This window comes from Janthinobacterium sp. SUN128, assembly GCF_030587275.1.
GTDB lineage: Bacteria > Pseudomonadota > Gammaproteobacteria > Burkholderiales > Burkholderiaceae_D > Janthinobacterium > Janthinobacterium lividum.
The window spans coordinates 2,097,578-2,120,971 of the sequence record NZ_JAPWHY010000001.1; the positions used below are offsets into that span (position 1 = coordinate 2,097,578).

A 23,394-nucleotide genomic window follows, 5' to 3' on the forward strand; every position below is an offset into this window, starting at 1 on the left:
ATGACTGACCAAGCCGACTTCCTCGCCGCCTGCCGCGACCTGCTGGGCGACACCTACGTCCTCACCCAGGACGCCGACACGGCGCCCTTCCTCACCGACTGGCGCGACAGGTTTACCGGCAAGGCCCTGGCCGTGCTGCGCCCCGCCACGGTGGAACAAGTGGCCGGCGTGCTGCGCGCCTGCGCGCAATGGCAGGTTCCCGTCGTGCCGCAAGGCGGCAACACGGGCCTGGTGCTGGGCAGCATACCCGATGCGGCCGGCACGGCCATCGTGCTGTCGCTGGCGCGCCTGAACAGCATCCGCGCGCTCGATCCCGTCAACCGCACCATCACGGTCGACGCGGGCTGCATCCTGCAAACCATCCAGGAAGCGGCCAGCGCCGCCGGCTGCCTGTTCCCCCTGTCGCTGGCAGCCGAGGGCAGTTGCACCATCGGCGGCAACCTGGCGACGAATGCGGGCGGCACGGCCGTGCTGCGTTACGGCAATACGCGCGAGCTGTGCCTGGGTCTGGAAGTGGTCACGCCGCAGGGCGAAGTCTGGAGCGGCTTGCGCGGCCTGCGCAAGGATAATACCGGCTACGATTTGCGCGACCTGTACATCGGCGCCGAGGGTACTTTGGGCGTGATCACCGGCGCGGTGATGAAACTGTATCCGCAGCCGAAAGCCTGCATCACGGCGCTGGCCGCCATGCCTTCGCCCGCCCATGCGCTGCGCCTGCTCTCGCTGATGCAAGACCATTGCGGCGCCAGCCTGACGGGTTTTGAATTGATGTCGCAGTACTGTTTGCAGCTGGTGGCGGAGCAGTTCCCGCAGCTGCCGCGCCCATTCGCCGAGGCCCACGGCCAGTATGTGCTGCTCGAACTGTCCAGCAGCCAGTCCGAGGCGCATGCCGTGGAATTGCTGGAAGCGAGCATCGGCGCGGCCCTGGAAGACGAGTTGATCGAAGATGCCGTCGTCGCCAGTTCCGTGGCGCAGTCCGAGGGACTGTGGCAGCTGCGCGAACACATCCCGCTGGCGCAGGCGCAGGCGGGCAAGAACATCAAGCACGATATCTCGCTGCCGATTTCCCGCATTGCCGATTTCATCGCCGTCACGGATGCGGCCCTTGAATCGGCCTTCCCCGGCTGCCAGCTCGTGTGCTTCGGCCACCTGGGCGATGGCAACCTGCATTACAACGTGGCGCCGCCAGCCGGCATGACGGACCAGGATTTCCTGTCCAACCAGGACGCCATCAACCGCATCGTGCACGACCAGGTGCATGGCTTTGGCGGCTCGATTTCGGCCGAACACGGCATCGGCGCCCTGAAAAAGGACGACCTGGCCCGCTACAAGTCGCCGCTGGAATTGCAGCTGATGCACGCCGTGAAGCAGGCGCTGGACCCGCAGAACATCATGAATCCCGGGAAGATATTGTGAAGCCATCGTCCCTCCTGCTATGCGCCATGGCCTTGCTGGCCAGTTCCGCCAGCGCGCAGGACGTTTACAAATGCGTGCAGGATGGCCAGACCAGCTATAGCGCCACGCCCTGCACGGCCGGCCAGTTGCAGATACTGGAAGTCCCCGCGCCTCCGCCTGCCGTCGACAAGGGCGCGGCCACGCGCCAGGAACGGGTGGCCAGCCAGATGGAAGCGGCGCGCAAGCAGCGCGAGAAGCTCGAAGACCAGGCCCGTGAACGGGCCGCCAAACAGAAGGACATGCACGAGAAGCATTGCGCTCAGCTGCGGCTGGAGCAGAAATGGGCGGCGCAGGATGCCGTCGGCGCCGGCGACAAGAACCGCGATGCGGCGCAACTGAAAGCGCGGCGCGCCGGCGAACGCCTGGCCGTCGAATGCCTGCATTGATTGCGCCGCTGGCCAGCCCGGCGACGACGCGCCTGCTGTCGCGCTGGCTGCTGCTGGGCGAATGGCGCGCGCATCCCGTGCGCGCCCTCGTCGCCATCCTCGCCATCGCCATCGGCGTGTCGCTGGGCTTTGCCATTCATTTGATCAACGCGGCCGCCTTCAATGAATTTTCCACGGCCGTCAAAAGCCTGTCCGGCCAGGCCGATGTGCAGGTGGCGGGGCGCGAAGCGCTGTTCGACGAATCCATCTACCCGTGGCTGGCGCAGCGCGACGGCGTGGCAGTGGCCTCGCCCGTGCTGGAGCTGCAGGCTACGGTGGCCGGCAAGAAGGATGGCGGCCCCCTGCACATCCTGGCGCTCGACGTCTTCCGCGCCGGCTTCATCTCGCCCGACCTGATCGGCGCGCCGGCCGAAGGCCAGCCTTTCGACACCCTGGCCGACGACGCCCTCTTTTTGTCGCCAGCCGCTTTGCGCTGGCTAGCTGTGGCCCAAGGCGGCCAGGTGGAGCTGCAATCGGGCACGGGCACGGTATCCCTGCGCGTGGCCGGTTCGCTGCAGCGGGCACGCGCCGGCCAGCGCATCGCCGTGATGGATATCGGCGCGGCGCAGTGGCGCTTCGAAAAAACTGGCAAGCTGTCGCGCATCGATTTGAAACTGCGCCAGGGCGTGAACCGCGACGCTTTCCAGGCGGCTCTTTCCCGCGCGCTGGAAGCGCAATACCCGGGGCGTTTCCAGGTAGGCCAGCCCAATGACGAAAACCAGAATAGCCGCAACAATAACCTCAGCCGCGCCTACCGGGTCAACCTGACGGTGCTGGCCCTGGTCGCCCTGTTTACGGGCGCCTTCCTCGTGTTTTCCACGCAGGCCCTGTCCGTCATCCGCCGCCGCGGCCAGTTCGCGCTGCTGCGCGTGCTGGGCATGGAACGGGGCCAGCTGCTGCGCCAGGTGCTGCTGGAGGGCGCCAGCCTCGGTATCGTCGGTGCTGCGCTGGGCATCGCCGGCGGCTATGCCATGGCGGCCGTGGCCCTGCGCTTCTTCGGCGGCGACCTGGGCGCGGGCTATTTCGCGGGCGTGCAGCCGCAGGTGCAGTTCACGCCCGTCGCCGCCTTCGTCTACTTCGCCCTGGGTCTCGGTGTCGCCTTGCTGGGCTGCGCCGCACCCGCGCTGGAAGCGGCGCGCGCAGCCCCCGCCATCGCCCTGAAATCGGGCAGCGAGGAAGTCGTGACGACGCGCCTGGCGAAAACATGGCCCGCACTGGCTTGCCTGCTGCTGGCCGGCGCCTTGACGTTCTTGCCGCCCGTGTTCGAGCTGCCCCTGTTCGGTTATCTGTCCATCGCGCTGCTGCTGATCGGCGCCATCGCCCTGATGCCGCAGCTGGCGGCCGTCGTCTTCCGCTTCCTGCAGCGCGCCTGGCTGCGCACGGAGACCAGCCTGCATGCGCCCGTGCGCAGCCTGACCCTGGCCCGCCTGGCAAACGCCTCGGGCCAGGCCGGCATCGCCCTCGGTGGCGTGCTGTCGAGTTTTAGCCTGATGGTGGCGATGGCCATCATGGTGTCGAGTTTCCGCGTTTCCGTCGACGACTGGCTGCTGCAGATCTTGCCGGCCGACGTGTACGCGCGCACGGCCGCCAGCGGCGGCACGGCAGGCCTGAATCCACGCGAACAAGCCAGCATCACCGCTCTGCCCGAGGTGGCCAGGGTGGACTTCCAGCGCGTGCGCTCGCTGTCGCTGGCGCCCGACCGCCCGAATGTGGCGCTGCTGGCGCGTCCCGTCAATCTGGCCGATCCGGGCAAGAGCATGGTGCTGGTGGGCGATACACTGCCCGTGCCGGCAGGCAGCCGGCCCGTGTGGCTGTCCGAGGCGGCGGCCGATCTGTATAACGTCAAACCTGGCCAGTCCATAGCCCTGCCGCTGGCGGGCGGCTTGCACACCTTCTTTGTTGCCGGCATCTGGCGCGACTATGCGCGCTCTTCCGGCGCCATCCAGATGCCGCTGGGCGACTACCGCGCGCTGACGGGCGACCTCGATGTCAGCGACGCAGCCCTGTGGCTGGCCAAGGACGCCACTGGCGACGCGCTGCAACAGCGCCTGAAAAACCTGCCCTTTGGCGCCAGCCTGGAAGTGTCGAATCCTTCGGCCATCCGCGCCCTGAGTCTGCAGATCTTCGACCGCAGCTTCGCCGTCACGTATTTATTGGAAGCCATCGCCATCGTCATCGGCCTGTTTGGCGTGGCCGCCACGTTTTCCGCGCAGACCCTGGCGCGCGCGCGCGAATTCGGCATGCTGCGCCACGTGGGCGTGACGCGCGGGCAAATCTTGTCCATCCTGGCGCTGGAAGGCGGCGCGCTGACGGCGCTGGGCATCGCCACCGGTTTCATCCTCGGCCTGTTGATCAGCTTTGTGCTGGTCTTCATCGTCAATCCGCAATCGTTCCACTGGACCATGCAGCTGCACCTGCCGTGGCCCTTGATCGCCACCGTGGCCGGCGCCCTGCTGACGGCTGCCGCCGCGACGGCGCTGATCGCGGGTCGTCAGGCGCTGTCCGCAGGACCCATACGCGCCGTCAGGGAGGACTGGTAATGCGCCGTTTGACTCTTTTACTCGCGTTCTGCAGCGCCGCCGCCACCGCCGCGCCGCCCGCCTTCGCCCCCGTCACGCCGCTGCCCGCCGGCCAGACCCTGCGCATGCCGCACGACTTCGGCGCCCATCCCGCGTACAAGACGGAATGGTGGTACGCCACGGGCTGGGTAAAAACCAGCGGCGGCGAACAACTGGGCTACCAGGTGACCTTCTTTCGCAGCGCCACGGCCACCGATGCGGACAACCCCAGCGCATTTGCGCCGAAACAGCTGATCATCGGCCACGCGGCCCTGTCCGACCCGAAAGTAGGCAAGCTGCTGCACGACGAGAAAAGCGCTCGCGAAGGCTTCGGCCTGGCCTACGCCAAGGTGGGCGACACGGACGTCAAACTCGACGGCTGGCGCATGCAGCGGCAAGCGGACGGCAGCTACCGGGTCAGCCTGGCGGCGCGCGAATTCAACTTGCAGCTGACCCTGGCCCCCACCCAGCCCGTGCTGCTGCAGGGAGAAGGCGGCTACTCGCGCAAGGGCGCCCGGCCCGCGCAATCGAGCTACTACTACAGCGAACCGCAGCTGGCTACCCGTGGCACGATCGCGCGCGCGGGCGGCAAGCCGGAAGCCGTGACGGGCACCACCTGGCTCGATCACGAGTGGTCCAGCCAGGTGCTTGACGCGGACGCCAGCGGCTGGAACTGGATAGGCGCCAACCTCGATGATGGCGGCGCCCTGATGGCCTTCCAGATACGCAGCAAGACAGGTGCTAAACTATGGGCACACGCGACATGGCGCGACGCGTCCGGTAAGATGACGCAGTTCGCGCCCGGCGACGTCGATTTCACGCCCACGCAGCTGTGGCGTTCGCCGCGCACGCAAGCCGAATATCCGGTCGCCACCGAGATCCGCACGGGTGCCACGCGCTGGCAGATCAAGCCGCTGCAGCCAGACCAGGAACTCGATTCGCGCCGCTCGACGGGGGCCGTGTACTGGGAAGGCGCCGTGACAGTGGAGCGCGGCGGCCAGCCGGTGGGCCGCGCCTACCTGGAAATGACGGGCTACGTGCAGCCGATGAAGTTATAAGCCGTACAAAATACAGTAAATACTAAGCGAAAAACAATGACAACTAGCACAGAAACAGGCAGTACGAGTACAGCAACCGCCGCAAGCACCGCACCGACTCCCGACACCGGCACCAGCCGCGAACTGAAAAAAGGCAGCCTGGCCGCCTTCAAGGGCTTGATGCCCTTTCTGACGCCGTACCGCAAGCAGTTCTTCCTGGCCGGTATCGCGCTGGTGGTGGCCGCCGCCTCGACCCTCGCCATTCCCGCCGCCTTCAAGCAGATGATCGACCTCGGCTTCGGCGGCGCGGCCGGCTCGAAGAGCATCCAGCACGTCGACCTGGTGTTCCTCGCCCTGTTTGGCGTGGCGTCCATCCTGGCGCTGGCCACGGCGGCGCGCTTCTATACGGTGTCATGGCTGGGCGAGCGCGTCACGGCCGACATCCGCAGCGCCGTGTACCGCCACGTCGTCACGCAAAGCCCCGCATTCTTTGAAACTACGCAGACGGGCGAAGTCCTGTCGCGCATCACCACCGACACGACCCTGATCCAGGCCGTGGTCGGCACCAGCATTTCCATGGCGCTGCGCAATGTGCTGCTGTTCCTGGGCGGCCTGGTGATGCTGTTCGTCACCAGCGCCAAGCTGGCGGGCATCATCATCGGCCTCTTGATCCTTGTCGTCGTGCCCATCATCGTGTTTGGCCGCCGTGTGCGCAAGCTGTCGCGTGATTCGCAGGACCGCATCGCCGACGCGTCGGCCATGGCCGGCGAAATCCTCAACGCCATGCCCACCGTGCAGGCGTTTACGCACGAGAAGATCGAATCGAAACGCTTCGGCGACTCCGTCGAAGGCGCCTTCATGACGGCCATGCGCCGCATCCGCGCCCGTGCCTTGCTGACCATGATCGCGATTTTGCTGGTCTTCGGCACCATCGTGTTTGTCTTGTGGCTGGGCGCGCGCGCCGTGCTGGAAGGCTCGATGACGGGCGGCGACCTGGGCCAATTCATCCTGTACGCGTCCATCGTGGCCGGCGCCATCGGCGCCCTGTCCGAAGTGATGGGCGAAGCGCAGCGCGCGGCCGGCGCCACCGAGCGCCTGCTGGAACTGATGGCCGTGAAATCGGAAATCGAATCGCCGGCCACGCCGCTGCCGCTGCCCGCGCGCGCCGCGACTGGCGCCGCCCTGTCGCTGGACGATGTCATGTTCTCGTACCCGTCGCGTCCGGACACCCATGCGCTGGACCACGTCAGCCTCGACATCCGCGCCGGCGAAACGGTGGCCGTCGTGGGTCCGTCGGGCGCCGGCAAGACCACCCTGTTCCAGCTTTTTTTACGTTTTTATGACCCGCAAAGCGGCAGCATCCGCCTCGATGGCGTGGACATCAAACAGCTGGACCTGCATACCTTGCGCGACGCCATCGGCATCGTGCCGCAAGATACGGTGATCTTCTCGGCCGACGCCATGGAAAATATCCGCTACGGCCGCGCCGGCGCCAGCGACGAGGAGGTCATTGCCGCCGCGAAGATGGCGGCCGCCCACGAATTCATCGAACGCCTGCCGAACGGCTACAAATCCTTCCTCGGCGAACGGGGCGTGCGCCTGTCCGGCGGCCAGCGCCAGCGCATCGCCATCGCCCGCGCCCTGCTGAAAAACCCGCCGCTGCTGCTGCTCGACGAAGCGACCAGCGCGCTGGACGCGGAATCGGAACGCCTGGTGCAAAAGGCGCTGGAAGCGGCCATGGTGGGCCGCACCACGGTCATCATCGCGCACCGACTGGCGACCGTGCAGCGGGCCGACCGCATCATCGTCATGGAAGACGGCAAGATCGTCGAGACGGGCACGCACGCGTCGCTGGTGGCCCTAGGCGGCATCTATGCCAACCTCGCGGCACTGCAATTTCATCACGCACAAATCAATTAAACAGAACCATCATGAACGCACTTTTCCACGCCAACCTGGGCATCACCGATTTCTGGACCTTTTTATTGGGGACGATCTTCATCGTCATCCTGCCCGGTCCCAATTCCATGTATGTGCTGTCGGTCGCCGCCCAGCGCGGCGTGCGGCCTGCCTATCAGGGCGCCTTCGGCATCTTCGCCGGCGATCTGATATTGATGGTGCTGTCGGCCTGCGGCGTGGCCTCGCTGCTGAAAGCCAGCCCGGCCCTGTTCTACGTGGTGAAATACATCGGCGCGGCCTATCTGGGCTGGATAGGCCTGCAGATGCTGATCGGATGCTGGCGCAAGCTGCGCGCGCCTGCGCCAGCCGACGGTGAAGCGGCGGCCGTCCCTGCCCCCGTCAAGGAAAGCGATCCATTCCGCAAGGCGCTGATCATCAGCCTGATGAACCCGAAGGCGATCCTGTTCTTCATCTCCTTCTTCATCCAGTTCGTCGATCCTGCCTTCCCGAACCCCGTGCTGTCCTTCATCGGCCTGGGCCTGATCTGCCAGGTGATCAGCTTTACCTACTTGACGGCCATCATCTTTGTCGGCGCGCGCCTGGCCGAGACCTTCCGCCGCCGTCGCCGCCTCTCGGCCGGCATGGGCGGCGGCGTGGGCGCCATGTTCATCGGCTTTGGCGCGAAGCTCGCCACGGCCACACTGTAAGGAATGACCGTGAACGAACTTGCGCTGCGCCAGCGCTGCCATACCGTCCTGCCGGGCCACCGCCAGCCCACGCCAGCGGCCACCTTCGCCGCCATGGCCGCCTGGTGCGACGCCAACCATGTTGCGCACGACACCTATGGCGAAGGCGCGCTGATCGAACAGTTCGAGAACAAGATTGCCAGCCTGCTCGGCTTCGAGGCGGCCGTGTTCTGCATCACGGGCACCATGACGCAAGTGACGGCCCTGCGCCTGGCCTGCCAGGACCGGGGCTCGCCCCTGGTGGCGCTGCACCCGACCTCACACATCCTGCGCCACGAACGGGGTAATCATGAATTGCTCGAGCACTTCAAGGGCTTGATGCTCGGCGACCCGCACCGCCCGTGGACGGTGGACGACTTGCGCGCCGTGCCCGATGCGCTGGGCGCCGCGCAGGTCGAGCTGCCGATGCGGGAAATCGGCGGCCAGTGCCCATCGTGGGATGAATTGAATGACATCAAGCGGCACTGCCGCGAGCACAACATCCATTTGCACATGGATGGCGCGCGCCTGTGGGAAGCACAAGCCGGTTTCGGCCGATCCCTGCCCGCCATCTGCGATGGCTTTGATTCCGTGTACGTGTCGCTGTACAAGGGCATCGGCGGCCTCGGTGGCGCAGTGCTGGCCGGCAGCCGCCCGTTCGTCGAGCGGGCGCGCGAGTGGTTCCGCCGCCAGGGCGGCAATATCGTGCACCGCACGCCGTACGTGGTGGCCGCCGCCATGCAGTTCGACGCGCGCCTGGCCGCCATGCCGCAGTATTTTGCACGCACACAGTGGCTGTACGCGCTGCTGCGCGACTTCCCGTCGATTGCCGTCAATCCCGCCCAGCCGCAAGCGAACATGCTGCACCTGCACCTGCCCGTCTCGCGCGAGCGGGCCATCGCCATCCGCAATCAGCTGGCCGAAGACCACGGCATCTGGCTGTTCGGCCGCGCCAGCCACGCAGCGCTTCCCGGGCACAGCGTGGTGGAATGGTATGTGGGAGACCAGTTGCTGGAACTGCCGGACGACACCGTGCGGCTGGCATTGACCTTGCTGGATCAGGCGATGCGCGGCACGGCATAATCGGCGCAAGCCGGCAGCGCCACAGTCGCGACACCCCAAAAAAAAAGCGCCCGAAGGCGCTTTTTTCATTTCATGGCGGCCGGGTTGGCCGCCACTACCTGCTTAGAACTTGTAGTTGTAAGCGAGACCGATCAACTGCATGCGGGTCTTGAACAGGCCCTTGGTGGTTTCACCGTTACCGGTGCAGCCAGGGGTCACCGGCGAGCAGTCATTCTTGTAGTTGACAGTGGCATCCTTGAAGTCGATGAAGCTGTAAGCCAGGTCGAGCGAGGAATTGGCGTTCAGCTTCCAGTTCGCGCCGATCGAGTACTGCATGCGGTCGCTGTCCGGCAGCGCTGGATGACGCAGCTCGGCGCTGCGCACTGGCGCCTGGTCATGCGCGATACCGGCGCGCAGCAGCAGGTTTTCGCTGTACTTGTAGTTGGTGCCCAGCGACACGCGGTAGGTGTTCTTCCACTGCTGGCGGATGCGCTCCGGGCCTTCGGCCGTCGGCGGGAACTGGATGTCCAGGTTCTGCAGGCGCGAAGTGCGCGTCCAGGTGACGTCGCCCATCAGGGCCCAACGATCATCCATCTGATGGAAGGCGTTGACCGACAGGGTTTCCGGCGTGCGCACTTCGACCAGCGCCTTGGAATTGACCTTGTTCGATGCCTTGGCAATGAAGGCATTCACGGCGGCGTTGTCCGACACTTGCGAGAAGTCCCAGATCGTGTCGCCTTTCAGCTTGTGCGAAATCGACGAACGGTAGGAAATGCCGAAGCGCGTGCCTTCATTCATCTGGTACAGGTAGCCCAGGTTGAAGCCGAAGCCCCAGTCATCGCCATCCATCGAGGCATGGCCATCCTTGGCGCCCTTCAGTGCGGCGCCGGCTGCCTGCGCGGCGGCCAGGCCCTGCGTCTTGGCGATATTGGCCAGGAAGGCTTGCGACGCGGCTGGCGCGTGCTGGGCCAGGAAGGCCACGGAACCCGGCACGTCGACTGCCTGGCCCAGTTCCGCCTTCATGTGTTCAGCGGTGACGCCGAAACCGAAGGAGTGGTGTTCATTGACCTTGAAGGAAACGGAAGGATTCAGGGCGATGGCTTCGAGCTTGATGTTGGTGATCGCATAGCGGCCGCTCCAATCATTGCCGTAATCGAGCTTGGCGCCGTATGGCACGAACAGGCCCATGCCGACCGTCCATTGATCATTGACCTTCTTGCTGGCATACAGGGCTGGCGCAAAGACGGCGTCCGGCGCGTAATCCTTGGTCGTGCCGCCCGGCGTGCGGCCGGTGAACGTCCTCGAACCCGTGTCTTCATAGGTCGAATGCGGTACCACCAGGGTGCCGCCGCCCATGAACTGCGTGCCTTCCAGGCGCGACAGGCCGGCCGGGTTGTAGAAAATGGTCGATGCATCGGCCGCTTCGGCGCCGCTGGCATCGGCCGTGCCCTGGGCGGAAACGCTTTGCGAACCGAAACGGTAGCCCGATGCTTGTGCGGTGGAGGAAATGCCGGCGAATGCGGCAACGATCAGGAGGGGCAGATATTTATGTTTCAAGTTAGTCTCTCTTTATTATATGAAATTGTCTTCGGCACACTATCGCGGGCATATCCAGCTGCCCCGTCTTGCACTTTTCTTGCCGCCGTGAACTCCAATTCACTGACGGCATGAGCGAAGCATATAATATTTTTTAGAAAAAAGCGAACGTTCGCTCTTTTTATGAAACGGCGTTGTTTTTCCTGCGCATACGACCTTCTACAGTGCCAGCGCAGGGGCTGGAAGCGGGATCAGAAAGCGCTGATGCATCAGCGACAGCATCTGTTCCGCCGGCACGGGACGCGAGATGAAATAGCCCTGCACCTCGTTGCATTGCAGCGCGCGCAGGATGTCGAGCTGCTCGCGCGTCTCCACCCCTTCGGCCACCACGCTCATGCCCAGCGCATGCGCCATCGACAGGATGGCGCGCACGAACACTTCGCCCTGCTCCGAGCGGCCCAGCTCCATGGTGAAGGCGCGGTCGATCTTCAAGCCATCCATGGCGAACTTCTGCAGCTGCGACAGCGAGGAATATCCCGTGCCGAAATCGTCGACCAGCAGGCGCACGCCCAGCGCGCGGATGGCGGACAGCTGCTCCACGGCGCGGTTCTGTTCATCCATCATGGCCGATTCCGTGATTTCCACCTCGATCAGCCGCGCATCGATGCGGTGGCGCGTCAGGGCCGAGGCCAGCACCTGGTGCACGTCGCCACGGCCGAACTGGCGCGCCGAGACGTTGATGGACACGGGCACCAGTTCCAGCCCGCTGGCTTGCCAGCGCGCCATCTGCAGGCACACCTTTTCGATGACGACTTCGCCCAGCTGCGAAATGAGGCCGCTGCTCTCGGCCACGGGGATGAATTCCAGCGGCGGCACCATGCCATGCTGCGGATGGTGCCAGCGCACCAGCGCCTCCATGCTGCACAGCTGCCCGCTCATGGCATCGACCCGCGGCTGGTAGACGACGAGGAACTGGTCCTGCTCCAGCGCCGCCACCAGGCTTTGCTCCAGTTCGCGGCGGTTGCGGATGGTTTCAAACAGTTCCGGCTGGAAGAAACGGTGATGGCCCTTGCCCGCCACCTTGACGGCATACATGGCGATATCGGCGTTCTTCAGCAGCACTTCCGTCTCGGCGCCATCGCGCGGATACAGGCTGATGCCGATCGACGCACCCATCTTGTGGCGCTCGCTGCCCAGGTAAAACGGTTCATCGAAGGCGATGGCGATGCGCTGCGCCACCTGCTCGGCGCGGCTGTCGTCCTCCACCGGGTCGAGCACGACGACGAATTCGTCGCCCCCCAGGCGCACCACGTGATCGCCGGGCCGCAGCACGGCCTTCAGGCGCAGCGAGGCGGCGCGCAGCACCTTGTCGCCCTCGGCGTGGCCCTGCGTGTCGTTGATATCCTTGAAGCCGTCCAGGTCGATGAACAGCAGCGCCAGCATGTGCCGCGCGATGGCGGCGCGGCCCAGGGCCCCGGGCAGGAATTGCTGCAGCCAGTAGCGGTTGGGCAAGCCCGTCAAGCCATCTTCATTGGCCAGGCGGCGCAGGTCGCGCTCGTGCTCCTTGGCCGTGCTGATGTCTTGCAGCGTGACGGCCAGGCGGTCGCCGCTGCGCACCAGGCGCCGGCGTATCCAGCGCAGCTTGAAGGGGTTGCCTTCCGGCAGCTCGATCTCTTCCTCGGAAAAGCCGGATACCATGGCGGCCCGGTAATTATGGATCAGGTCGCGGAAATACGGCTCGTGGGCGCGCGATTGCAGGCGCATGCCCAGCAACTGTTCGCGGCGCACGCCAAAGTAGCCGGCGCCCGGCTCGTTGCAATCGACGATCTCGAAATCGAGGATGCTGCCATCCGTGCCGCGCAGGGCGGCAATGATGTAGAAGCCGTCGCTCGTGCCTTCGGTGGCCATGCGGTAGGCATTGCGCACGCCTTCGGACTGGTGGTGGCGCCACGCCAGGCGCAGCGACAGCACGGTGGCGACGGCGGCAAAGGCCAGCAGCAGCAAGGTGACGGCAAAGGCGATGCCGATATATATCGTGCGCGTTTCCTCGTAGGGATGCAGCATCTCGCCGTCCGACAGTCCGACCACGGCCGTAAACGGATAGGCTTTCAGCGCCTGCCAGCCCACGTAGCGGCTTTGCTTGTCGGAAAAAGCGATCCTGCCGCCCGAATGCAGGGCGCCGCTCTCCGTTTCCAGGAGGCTGGTGTCGAGAAACGGCGTGTCCTCGCCGCTCGGGGTCGGCAACACGCGCGAGCCAAGGCGCGTGCTGAACAGCTCACCCTCCTCGCCCACCATGGCCGACATGCCGAACTTGCCAAAACTGACGCTGTTGTAGAATTCGGAAAAATAGCTGGAATGGATGGAGATCAGCAGCACGCCGTCAAAATTGCCATCCTCGTCTTCCAGCCGGCGCGTGAAATGCACGAGGCTTTCATCGGCGCCCGCCACCGCGGCCTCGCTTGCCGCATTGGCCCTCCCCAGCGCGATGCGCAGCGCACTGGAATTGCTGCGCCAGTGGCGCAGCAGAAAATCGCTGCGCTCGTTGACCCGCAGGCGCTGCAACGGCGCCGTGGCCGTCACGGCGTGGCCCTTGCGGTCGAGGATGGCGACGATGGCAAATTGCGGCAAGGCATACATTCCCTGCGTCTTCAATTGGTCGAGACGCAGCTGGCCGCGCGAATTCTCCCACTCGTATTTGAGCTGCAAGGTCAGCTGGTCCATCTGTTCCAGGGTGCGCAGCAGATACTGGCCATACGCTTTCGACAAGGAAGACACGCTGTCGAGCGCCTGCTGCTGCGCCACCTTCTTTTCCGCCTCCAGCTGCAGCAAGGTGGCCGTCCACAGCACGGCACACAGGATCAGCCCCAGCAAGGGCCAGGCCAGGATCAGGCGCAGGTTGGCCTTGAGAAAATCGGCCCTGCTCATCTCCACCACGGCGGCGTTATTATTATTTACAAATTGTCGCAAGAACATGGTGCAGCATCTGCCGTTTCTGTGTATTTCTTCAAGGACACACAAATTACCACAGAGTCATGTTTGCAGGTAAGACAGCAGCGTAATTATGTGTGTGGGCCGCAGCCCGCCTGTCGCGCCTGCGTTACAATCACCATCCTTACCGTTGGAGAAATACATGCAGCAATATCAAGATTTGATCAAGACCGTGCTCGAAACGGGCAGCTGGCAAGACAACCGCACAGGCATCCGCACCCTGAGCGTGCCGGGCGCCATGATGCGTTTCGACTTGGCCAACGGCAATTTCCCTGCCGTGACGACCAAGAAACTGGCTTTCAAATCCGTGATCGGCGAATTGTGCGCCTTCCTGCGCGCCTCGCGCAACGCGGCCGAGTTCCGCGCACTGGGCTGTAAAGTCTGGGACCAGAACGCCAATGAAAATGCGCAATGGCTGGCCAACCCCTACCGCGAAGGCGAGGATGACCTGGGTCCCGTGTACGGCGTGCAATGGCGCCAATGGCCCGCGTATAAACTGCTGGACGCCGACCAGCCGGCACAGATCGCCGATGCGCAAGCGAACGGTTTCACCCTGATCGCCCCCATCGCCGAAAACGGCGTGCAGAAAGTGCTGCTGTACAAGGCCGTCGACCAGTTGCGCGAATGCCTGGACACCATCATGCACAACCCCGGCAGCCGCCGCATCCTGTTCCACGGCTGGAACCCGGCCGTGCTGGACGCCGTCGCCCTGCCCGCCTGCCATTTGCTGTACCAGTTCATCCCGAACGCCAGCACGCGCGAAATCTCGCTGTGCTTATATGTGCGCAGCAACGACATCGGCCTGGGCACGCCGTTCAACATCGCCGAAGGCGCGGCCCTGCTGCACCTGGTGGCGCGCCTGACGGGCTACACGCCGCGCTGGTTCACGTATTTCATCGGCGACGCGCACATCTATGAAAACCACCTCGACATGGTGGAAGAACAGCTCAAGCGCACACCGTTCCCGGCGCCGCGTTTCGTCATTTCCGACCGCGTGCCCGACTTTGCCAAAACCGGCAAGTACGAGCCGGAATGGCTGGAAAAAATCGAGCCGTCCGATTTCTCGCTGGAAGGCTATGAACACCACGCGCCCATCAAGGCCGCGATGGCCGTCTGATGGCGGTCGCACCGCTGGCAGCCCTGCACCGCAAGCTGTTTGATGAAACCGACGGAAACAAGTTCGCCCGCCTGAAGGACAGGCTGCTGAAAAAGCATGCTGCCGACGAACGGCAAGCCGTGCTCGCCATCCTGAGCGCCTACGCCAGGGACGGCCAGCTGCTCCACTGGCGCGCCTTCCTGATGACGGATATCGTCGCCCTGGCCGAGCCGGGAGAATACGGCGATTTTTTCAGCTGGAGCCTCGATATCGACGGCCTCGCCTACTGGGGCGTGGATGGCATGTTCAAAAGCATGGGCAAGGCGGCGTATGCTCCGCTCGTGGCCCTGGCCACTGCGGAAAATGCCAAGCTGAGCGTGCGCGCCAAGGCCGTCAAAAGCCTGGCCGTGTTCAGCCGCCAGCCTTTCGATGCGGGTTTGCCTTACGATCCCGGCCACTGGAAGGCAGAACAGCTACGGCTGGCCGACGTGCTGGCATGGCAGCGCGACGCTTATCCGGATGGCGCAGGCTATGCCGTGCCCGCCACCCACGCGTCGCTCGAGGATCCGCGCACGCCGCTGGAAAAAGCCGCGGCCAGGCTGGAGAAAAAGCTGGCCGCCAGTCGCAAGAAGGAGCAGGACCTGGCGCAGCCATCGAACTGGCTGACCATCGCCAGCGCCGCCGACATGGCCGGCATCGCGCAGCGCTGGGCCTTGCCGGAGCACTACCGGCGCTTCCTGGCTTGCCATTCGCCGCTGCGCGTGTTTATCGACAGCCGGCAGTATTTCCAGGGTTTGAGCCTGTATGGCGCGGCCGGGCTCATCAAGGCCCAGCACGGTTACGCCTGGAATCCCGTCAGCGGTGAAGCCATCGCCGGCTGGCCGGAGCAGTATCTGGTGATCGCCGATGCGGGTGCCGATCCATATTGCCTGGACCTGGGCGCCGTCGCCGATGGCGATGCCCCCGTGTATCGCGCCGAACATGGCCTGGGCACATGGCGCTTCGAGCGCCACGCGGACAGTTTCATCGACTTCCTGAACGAGATCGCGACAGCGGCCTAGCCTGCCTCGCCTCCCGGACCGCCGGGACCGGGGCCGCCTGGCCCGCGTCCGCCCGGCGGGCCGAAGCGCGGTTCGCGCTCGCCCTCTTTCGCCGCCGACGTGGCGCCGCCCAGGCGGTACGACAGCCCCACATAAATCATGCGTCCATCGAAGCGCCGCGTGCTCGTCTCGCGCAGGGAAGCGCTGTTGATGACGGTTTCCATCTTGTTGCTGCTGAACACATCGGTCACATTCATGACCAGGCTCAGCTGCGGCGTCACCGTATGGCGCCAGCTCATATTCAAGGTGTTGTTCGGCGAGCGGTAGCCCTGCCCCGACAGCATCTTGCCTTGCATTTGCAGGGCCAGCTGCAGCTGGTTGGCGGGATTGACCTGGTAATTGAGGCGCGCGCGGCCGCTCAGGGCATTCGCCGTGCGCGTGCTGCGGTTGCCCAGGTCATCCGAACTCGTCTGCTGGCTGCGCGCCAGGTTGCCGCTCGTGTTCAGGGTCAGCGATGGCGTCAGCTTGCCGCTGACGCTGAATTCCAGGCCGCTCGAATGGCTGCCTTCGCCGTTTTCGCGCGTCGTCAAGAGCACATTGTCGCTGATAAAGTAGCGGTAATCGACGATGGCGTCCGTATCGCGCCGGTGGTAGGCGCGCAAGCTGCTTTCCAGGCCCGCGATCTTCGTTTCATAGCCGATCTCGAACGAGTCCGTCTGCGTGGGTTTCAGCTTGGGATTGCCGGCCGACACATTGAACTCGTCGCGGTAGACCACGTAAGGATTCAGGTCGCCCGCATTCGGACGGCGGATGCGGTGCGCATAGCTGAAGCGCAGGTTGCTCTCGTCGCTGACCTTATAGGTAGCGAACAGGCTGGGAATATAGTTGACGTAGTTGTTGCTGGCCTCGATGCCGCTGGTGATCTGGCGCACGTTCAAGTCCGTGTATTCGGCGCGCAAGCCTGCCAGCGCGCCCCAGCGCTCGGTCAGGCGCATCTGGTAGGAGCCGTACAGCGCGATGGTGCGCTCGTCCAGCTCGAAACGGTTGCTGCGCATGGGATTGACGGTCTCCAGCAGGCTGCCCGGGTTGATGTCCGTATATAAGGTATCGAAACTGCTCTTGTTGTCGGCTACCTTGTAGCCCAGCTTGGCCGTGCCGCCCGCCAGCGGACGCTCGTAGTCGCCGCTGAAGTCGACGATGCGGTTGCCCGTCTCGCTGTGCTGGCGCGCGCGGCTGTCGAAGGCATTCACGGGCGTCACCGCGTAGGTATTGGCGTAATCGCTGTCGCTCTCGTTGGTCGACGACGAAACGCGCAAGTCGATCTTCAGCGATTCTCCCGGCAGCTCTCCCTTGTGGTCGTAGCGCGCGCCCCAGCTGTAGTTGCGGCTGTCGCCGTTGCGCACGGTGCTGCGCACATAGTCGCCGATGGTGCTGCCCGTGCTGTCGCCATTGATGTAGCGGTCGAGCGAACGCTGGTCGTTGCTGCGGCCGTTATACGACACGCTGGCGGCCAGGGTATCGTTGGCGTTCAGGTTGTAATTCACCGTGCCGTGCAAGCCCAGCGAATCATTCAAGCCATTGTTGCTGGATTGCTGGCTGCTGGGGGCGAATGCCCCCGTGTCGCGTTCCAGGCGCTCGCGGCTGACCTCGCCCACGGAATTGCGGCCGTCGTGGCGCACATTGATGCCGCCCTGGTAGCCCCACGGCCCTTCGTTGTACGTGCCGGACACGGCACTGTTATAGCGCCCCGCGATGCCCGCATTTGCGTTGACGGTGGCAAAGCCGCCCGGCTTGCGGTTGCGCCGCATCACCAGGTTCAAAATCGGGCCGCCACCGGCTTCGTTGCCGAACTGGGCACCGGGATTGTTGATCACTTCCACGGACTCGATATCGTCGGCCGCCATGGCATTCAGGGTGGCGCCGCGCGAATCGCCCTGCAACATGGCTGACGGCTTGCCATCAATCAATATCTGCACATTGCTGCTGCCGCGCAGGGAAACGCTGCCATCGGGGTCGACGGCCACCGACGGCACATTGTTCAAGGCATCGGCCGCCGTGCCGTTGCTGCTGCCCACGTCGGACTTGACGTCGTAGACTTGCCGGTCGATGCGGCCCGTGGGACGCTCGGCCGTCACGCTGACGGAAGGCGGTGCATCAATGGCGGGCGCCTTGGCCGGCGCCGGCTTGACGATGGCGTCGCCGGTGGCCGCGGCCTGTGCCTGAGCGGAAACATTGGCAGACAGCAGGCTGCCGCCAGCCAGGCAGCAGAGAACAATTTTATGCATGAAATAAATAGCCCAGGAACTGTGAGGCGCAACGCAAACGCGTGGCAACCGGGAATCGAATGCCATGATTCTAGGGGCCAACGCATAGGCAAACAATTGCAATTTACTTCAATTTACAAATCTCTTGCGCTTGTGGCATTACAGCCTCACACCTTGGGGAGCAGCTAGGTCAGCAAGCCATTGCTACGTGCCAGTTTCAGCCAGCCCGGATACTCCGTCATCAGCAAGTCATACAGTTCCTCATCGCTGTGCTCGTCGGGCGAGCTGACGGAAAAGTAATTGGCATTGTCGACCAGGCGTCCCTGCAATTCGTCGAGCTTTTCCAGGAAGGGGAAGTCGGAATCGGCAAAGGCGGCGAGGAACTTGCTTTTCGATTTGCGCCCTTTGCCGATGCCCATGAATTGCCAGAAGATCGGTTCATTGCTGGCCCAGCGCAATTGTTTCTCCGTCGTCGCCTGATCGCTGGTGCCTCCATCGGTGACGAACATGACGTACACGGGCAATTCGGCCGCAACGGGGCGCGTGCGCTCGCCGCCGGCCGCGTCAGGGAAGTAAAACGCGCGGATCGCCTGCATGGCGGCGCCATAGCGCGTGTCGCCTTCCAGCGGGTGGCGGATGATCGCCCGCCCCACATAGGTGTTGCAGTTGCTCAAGTCCATGGGTGCCGGATGATGGACGTTCTTGCCGAACAGGAAAACATCGATCTCGCCATCGTCGTCGAACTTGCAGCCCAGGGCCAGGATGCGTTCGGCAAAGCGCTGCACCAGCCCCTCTATATACAGCCGGCCCATGGAACCGGAAATATCCAGGCACAGGCAGACCTTGGCGCGGTGGTCAAGCAAGCCCACTTTTTGCAGCGACACGCCCGCCTGCTTGACCAGGCTGACCAGCTGCGGCGCTTCGCGTTCGACGCGCTTTTCCAGGTTGATCTTCGCCTGCATGACGGCAGACGCCGCAGGGGTGGAAGGAGCAGTTGGCGCGGCCTGGTCGACTTCGCCGCCGAAGTGGCGCACCAGGGAGTCGAGCCCTCCATTGAAACCTTGTCCCACGGCCATGCAGCGCCAGCCGCCATCCTTGCGGTACAGTTCGGCCAGCATGACGGCTTTTTCTTGCGCGAAATCACCGCCCGCGAAGGCGAAGCGGGCCAGTTCGCGTCCGTCCGCCAGCAGGCGTACGTGGCCAGATTGCAGCTGCGACATCACGCCGCCGCCATCGATGGATGCCGTCACGACGAGACGGTCTATGCTGGCCGGCAAGCGCGCCAGTTGCATGGCAAACTCGGTCATGTCGCCAGCGCTGCCCGAACGCGCTTCCACGCCGCCGCATGGCGTGCGCGGCTGGTTGAAAAAGGTCATGTAGCGCTCGTCGGACAGTTTGCCGTTGGCATCGAGGCCGAAACAGGCCACGTCGAGCGCCAGTCCCTGTGCGGCCACGCCCACCTGCAGCACGCCATCGGGAACGAGATTGGCCAGCGGCAAGCGCTGTCCCTTGGACAAGGTTTCCATCAGTGCCTCCTAGGCGATATAGCGGCGCGGATTGTCCGCATTGAAATCATCTTCGTCTTCCTTGTCCTCGCCCTTGAAGACGACGGGACCATTGAAGGCCAGCTGCAGGTTCTCGCCCTGCCAGCTCAGCCACGGCGTCGCTTCGCTGCCCGGTTCCGACGTCTTGCCCGACGGTTCCAGAATGATGCTGTCGGGCGTGATGCGCGCCATGCCGATCACATAGGTGTAGACGGAATCATCGTCGGCCGCCTTGGACAGGCGGAAATCGAACGCGCACTCGACGATCTGCTCGCCATATTGCATGACCATCTTCGGCCGCATGGAAGCGACGGAGACGGCGCCATTGGCCAGCGCCGAATACACGCTGAAGACAAGCCCCACCGTGCCGCCGTAATGCTGCGCCAGGGCGGGATTGACTTCCACGGTTTCCGTGGCGGGCTCCTTGCCCGATGCGCCCGCCACATCACCCAGGTGGCGCACGAAGGGCATGGCGCCAAAGTTGCCGGGCGTATCGGGCGCCTGGATGAAGCGCATCTGGCCATTCGGCAAGAGGATGCCGACCCGCAAATCAAGGTCGTCGTTGTCGTCATCGCCATCGCCGTTATCGACCCAGGTAGCCTTGACGGTGAGTTTGCCCGGCGCGCCGGCGCCCTTTTCCAGCGACACCTTGTGCGTCTGGCCTGCCTTGGTCAGCGAGATTTTCGACAGGGAAATCTTGGGTGATGGCGCCGTTTCCGCTGCCGCCTGCGCCACTTCACCGCCGAAATGCGCGACCAGCGCGTCCAGCCCGCCATTGAAACCCTGGCCCACGGCCATGAAACGCCAGCCGCCGTCCTTGCGGTAGAACTCGCCCAGCATGACGGCTTTTTCCTGCGCAAAATCAGCGCCCGCATAGGTGTAGCGGGCCAGTTCGCGTCCGCCATCGAGCAGGCGCAGGTAGCCGCTGCCCAGCTGCGCCATGGTGGCAGCGCCATCGATGGCGGCAGTGACGACCAGGCGCTCGATGGAGGACGGCAAGCGGTCCAGCTGGTAGCTGAAACCGGCCGCATCGCCGGACGGCGCCACGGTTTCCACGCCACCGCACGGCGTGCGCGGCTGGTTGAAGAAAGTCATGTAGCGGTCGTCGGACAGCTTGCCGTTGGCATCGAGGCCGAAACAGGCAAAGTCCAGCGCCACGCCGGCGCTGGCGAGGCCCAGTTGCACGACATTGCCCGTGACGAGGCCGGACAGCGCCAGGCGCTGCCCCTTGATCAGGTTTTCCATGCGATTATTTATTCAGGTGTGGGAGCTTCGGACAAGGGCTCAAGGCAAGGCCCGTCGTCCGAAGACAGTACGAATGTACAGTCAGTCCATGGCGGAGCAACGCCGCCATGGACTGACGTTCTGGGTTCTATACAAAGCTAAAAGAGCTTGGGACAACGGTTCAGGGCAAGACGCGTCACCGAAGACAGTACGAATAGTACGGCGAGGTGACGCAACGCGGCCATGGGCCGTTTTCCGGAGCTCTTAGGCGTTAATGCCGAAGGAACGTGCCAGTGGGCCCAGGCCGCCTTTGAAACCCTGGCCGATGGCCTTGAATTTCCATTCGCTGCCGGCGCGGTAGATTTCGCCGAAGATCATGGCCGCTTCCGTCGAGCCGTCTTCCGACAGGTCGTAGCGGGCGATTTCCGCGCCGTTGTCGCCATTCAGGCAGCGGATGTAGGCCTTGCCGACCATGCCGAAGTTCTGCTTGCGGTTTTCCGCGTCGTGGATGGTGACGGCCACGGCGATCTTGTCGATATCGGCAGGCACGTTGGCCAGGTCGACGGCAACCTTCTCGTCATCGCCATCGCCGCCGCCCGTGGTGTTGTCGCCCGCGTGGACGATGGAGCCGTCAGCCGACTTCAGGTTGTTGTAGAAAATGAAATCGGCATCGGAGCGGGCCTTGCCATCCGTTTTCAGCAGGAAGGCGCTGCCGTCCAGGTCAAATGCGGCGCCATCGGTGGCGCGCGGGTCCCAGCCCAAGCCAATCACGATTTTCTTCAAGCCAGGAGCTTCCTTGCTCAGGTTGACATTGCCGCCTTTTTGCAAACTGATCGCCATGGTAATTCCTCTTTAATGTGGGGGTTGCATTCGGTGTTTCAGGTCACGTCGCCAGCGTACCGGCTTGATGAGCCATGAGCCTACCATAAAGTTACTGCTTGCCAGCCGCGCACTATTGAAAATAATGCCATGCGGAAAAGACCGTGCCGCTGCCCCAATGCGCAAAATGACGGATAATGCCGCTCGACAAAAATTTTTACCATCCTGACCCCAGGCTTGTCCTTGAACAATACCAAGATACGACTCGACTGTATTCCCGGCACCCTGTGCGACGAGCGCCTGTGGTCGCGCCTGGCGCCTGCCCTGGGCGACGCCTTTGATCTGCAGCACGTGCCCCTGCACCAGGCGCGCACGCGCCCGCAGATGCAGCAGATGATCGCCAGCCACAGCGCTGCTCAAGCCCATCTGGTGGGCTTTTCGCTGGGCGCCTACCTGGCGCTCGAACACGCGCTGGCGCACCCGCAGCGCGTCCAGTCCCTCACTTTGATCGCCAATTCGGCCAAAGGTTTGCTGCCGGCGGAAATTGAAGCGCGCCAGCGCATCGTCGCCATGCTCGAGCGCAATGCCTATGCGGGCATCACGCGCCAGCGCCTGCGCGAACTGCTGCACCCGTCGCACTTGGAAGACACCGGCATCACGGGCCTGATCCGGCAGATGGGGCTGGACCTGGGCAAGGACGTGCTGCTGGCGCAATTCATCACCACCATCGCCCGCCCGGACCTGATGGCGCGCTTGCCGGAACTCGGTTTTCCCGTGCTGATCGTGGGCGCCGAAGAGGACAAGCTCATCGACCCCGACGATCTGCGCGCCATGGCGGCCCGCCTGCCGCAAGCCACCCTGCACCTGCTGAAAGACAACACCGGTCACATGATTCCGCTGGAAGCACCAGGCGCGCTGGCCGACGCCATGCGTGCGCATCTGGAGACCGCTGGCAATTTCAACGATAATGGCGGGCATCGGGCCTCGCCCCCACCTTTTTCACGGAACCAATGAGCTTACTGACCATCATCGTCGCCACCGACCAGCAAGGCGGCATCGGCATCGACAACACCCTGCCGTGGAAACTGCCGGAAGACCTCGCGCATTTCAAGCGTCTGACGACGGGCCATCCCATCCTCATGGGCCGCAAGACCTTCGACTCCATCGGCCGTCCGCTGCCGAACCGCCGCAACATCGTCATCACGCGCAATCCGGACTGGCGCCATGAGGGCGTGGAAGCGGTGTCGTCGCTGGAAGCGGCCATCGCGCTGCTGGACGGCGCCGAAGGCTATATCATCGGCGGCGCGGAAATCTACCAGCAGTCGCTGGCACTGGCGCAGCGTTTGATCATCACGGAAATCGGCCAGACGTTTGACTGCGATGCCTTTTTCCCCGCCGTTGACCATGCAGTATGGCAAGAAACCGCGCGCGAAGCGCATGTTTCGGAGAAATCCGGCCTGCCTTACGCCTTTGTCACGCTGCAACGCAAAGCCTGATAAGGTTATATTGACTAGCAGAATGTTGCTGTAATACCCCTGTCACACCCATGCGTCACGCTAGCGCACGCTTGTGACGCTTTGGTGCGATATTTTTTTCCCGCAGACGCCGCATTTCTGCGAGAATCCCGTTCTTATTTTTTTTCTGCGGCTGCCGGGTTGCACTACCGCCTGACCGTCGCGCCCTAGTCCGCCCCTTCACATATGTCAGGGGCGGCTTGCTTTT

The 23,394-nt window shown here is 64.0% G+C and carries 17 protein-coding genes; 11 read left to right on the top strand and 6 right to left on the bottom strand.

Features of this window, described 5'->3' with window-relative positions:
* The 7 genes from O3297_RS09575 to O3297_RS09605 are packed head-to-tail and all read left to right on the top strand — an operon-like array spanning position 1 to position 9,182.
* A complete protein-coding gene (locus tag O3297_RS09575) occupies positions 1-1,416 on the top strand; it encodes an FAD-binding oxidoreductase (RefSeq protein WP_305048521.1) in 1,416 nt (471 codons plus the stop codon).
* Entirely contained in the window at positions 1,413-1,841 is a 429-nt protein-coding gene (locus O3297_RS09580) for a DUF4124 domain-containing protein (RefSeq protein WP_305048522.1), read from the top strand. Before O3297_RS09575 ends, O3297_RS09580 begins: the two co-directional genes overlap by 4 nt.
* On the top strand, positions 1,829-4,420 hold the full coding sequence (locus O3297_RS09585) for an FtsX-like permease family protein (RefSeq protein ID WP_305048523.1): 2,592 nt from the start codon (positions 1,829-1,831) through the stop codon (positions 4,418-4,420). Before O3297_RS09580 ends, O3297_RS09585 begins: the two co-directional genes overlap by 13 nt.
* A complete protein-coding gene (locus tag O3297_RS09590) occupies positions 4,420-5,496 on the top strand; it encodes a carotenoid 1,2-hydratase (protein WP_305048524.1) in 1,077 nt (358 codons plus the stop codon). Before O3297_RS09585 ends, O3297_RS09590 begins: the two co-directional genes overlap by 1 nt.
* A 36-nt stretch (positions 5,497-5,532) precedes the next feature.
* Entirely contained in the window at positions 5,533-7,395 is a 1,863-nt protein-coding gene (locus O3297_RS09595) for an ABC transporter transmembrane domain-containing protein (protein WP_305048525.1), read from the top strand.
* Positions 7,396-7,406: 11 nt separating this feature from the next.
* Positions 7,407-8,081 carry a leucine efflux protein LeuE gene (gene leuE, locus O3297_RS09600; protein WP_092605271.1) on the top strand — a complete coding sequence of 225 codons (675 nt, stop codon included), beginning with the start codon at positions 7,407-7,409 and terminating at the stop codon, positions 8,079-8,081.
* Between the two features lie 9 nt (positions 8,082-8,090).
* On the top strand, positions 8,091-9,182 hold the full coding sequence (locus O3297_RS09605; RefSeq protein ID WP_099388002.1) for a low specificity L-threonine aldolase: 1,092 nt from the start codon (positions 8,091-8,093) through the stop codon (positions 9,180-9,182).
* A gap of 102 nt (positions 9,183-9,284) precedes the next feature.
* On the opposite strand, the gene O3297_RS09610 is transcribed toward O3297_RS09605, so the two are convergent.
* Complete coding sequence (locus tag O3297_RS09610) at positions 9,285-10,718, bottom strand: OmpP1/FadL family transporter (protein WP_034784427.1); 1,434 nt, start codon at positions 10,716-10,718, stop codon at positions 9,285-9,287.
* Between the two features lie 198 nt (positions 10,719-10,916).
* Positions 10,917-13,622 carry an EAL domain-containing protein gene (locus O3297_RS09615; protein WP_225317343.1) on the bottom strand — a complete coding sequence of 902 codons (2,706 nt, stop codon included), beginning with the start codon at positions 13,620-13,622 and terminating at the stop codon, positions 10,917-10,919.
* Between the two features lie 205 nt (positions 13,623-13,827).
* Here O3297_RS09615 and O3297_RS09620 point away from each other — a divergent pair, with 205 nt between their 5' ends.
* Both O3297_RS09620 and O3297_RS09625 read left to right on the top strand, forming a co-directional pair.
* Positions 13,828-14,802 carry a thymidylate synthase gene (locus tag O3297_RS09620; protein ID WP_034784426.1) on the top strand — a complete coding sequence of 325 codons (975 nt, stop codon included), beginning with the start codon at positions 13,828-13,830 and terminating at the stop codon, positions 14,800-14,802.
* Positions 14,802-15,842 carry an SMI1/KNR4 family protein gene (locus O3297_RS09625; RefSeq protein WP_151095972.1) on the top strand — a complete coding sequence of 347 codons (1,041 nt, stop codon included), beginning with the start codon at positions 14,802-14,804 and terminating at the stop codon, positions 15,840-15,842. The genes O3297_RS09620 and O3297_RS09625 overlap by 1 nt, the downstream gene beginning before the upstream one ends.
* Here the strand turns inward: O3297_RS09625 and O3297_RS09630 are convergent.
* From O3297_RS09630 to O3297_RS09645, 4 genes are all read right to left on the bottom strand, one after another.
* A complete protein-coding gene (locus tag O3297_RS09630) occupies positions 15,839-18,106 on the bottom strand; it encodes an outer membrane beta-barrel family protein (protein ID WP_151095975.1) in 2,268 nt (755 codons plus the stop codon). The genes O3297_RS09625 and O3297_RS09630 overlap by 4 nt on opposite strands.
* Before the next feature lie 164 nt (positions 18,107-18,270).
* Positions 18,271-19,611, bottom strand: a complete 1,341-nt coding sequence (locus O3297_RS09635) for a VWA domain-containing protein (protein WP_151095978.1) — start codon at positions 19,609-19,611, stop codon at positions 18,271-18,273.
* Between the two features lie 9 nt (positions 19,612-19,620).
* Positions 19,621-20,874 (bottom strand): TerD family protein, encoded by a 1,254-nt coding sequence (locus tag O3297_RS09640; RefSeq protein ID WP_151095983.1) that lies wholly within the window; start codon positions 20,872-20,874, stop codon positions 19,621-19,623.
* Positions 20,875-21,117: 243 nt separating this feature from the next.
* The gene (locus O3297_RS09645) at positions 21,118-21,693 is read right to left on the bottom strand and encodes a TerD family protein (RefSeq protein ID WP_034784423.1); all 576 of its coding nucleotides are present in this window, start codon (positions 21,691-21,693) and stop codon (positions 21,118-21,120) included.
* A gap of 222 nt (positions 21,694-21,915) precedes the next feature.
* Between O3297_RS09645 and O3297_RS09650 the strand changes: the two genes are divergently transcribed.
* Positions 21,916-22,686 (top strand): alpha/beta fold hydrolase, encoded by a 771-nt coding sequence (locus tag O3297_RS09650; RefSeq protein ID WP_151095986.1) that lies wholly within the window; start codon positions 21,916-21,918, stop codon positions 22,684-22,686.
* Complete coding sequence (locus tag O3297_RS09655; protein WP_151095989.1) at positions 22,683-23,168, top strand: dihydrofolate reductase; 486 nt, start codon at positions 22,683-22,685, stop codon at positions 23,166-23,168. Before O3297_RS09650 ends, O3297_RS09655 begins: the two co-directional genes overlap by 4 nt.
* The last annotated feature ends 226 nt before the right edge of the window (positions 23,169-23,394 follow it).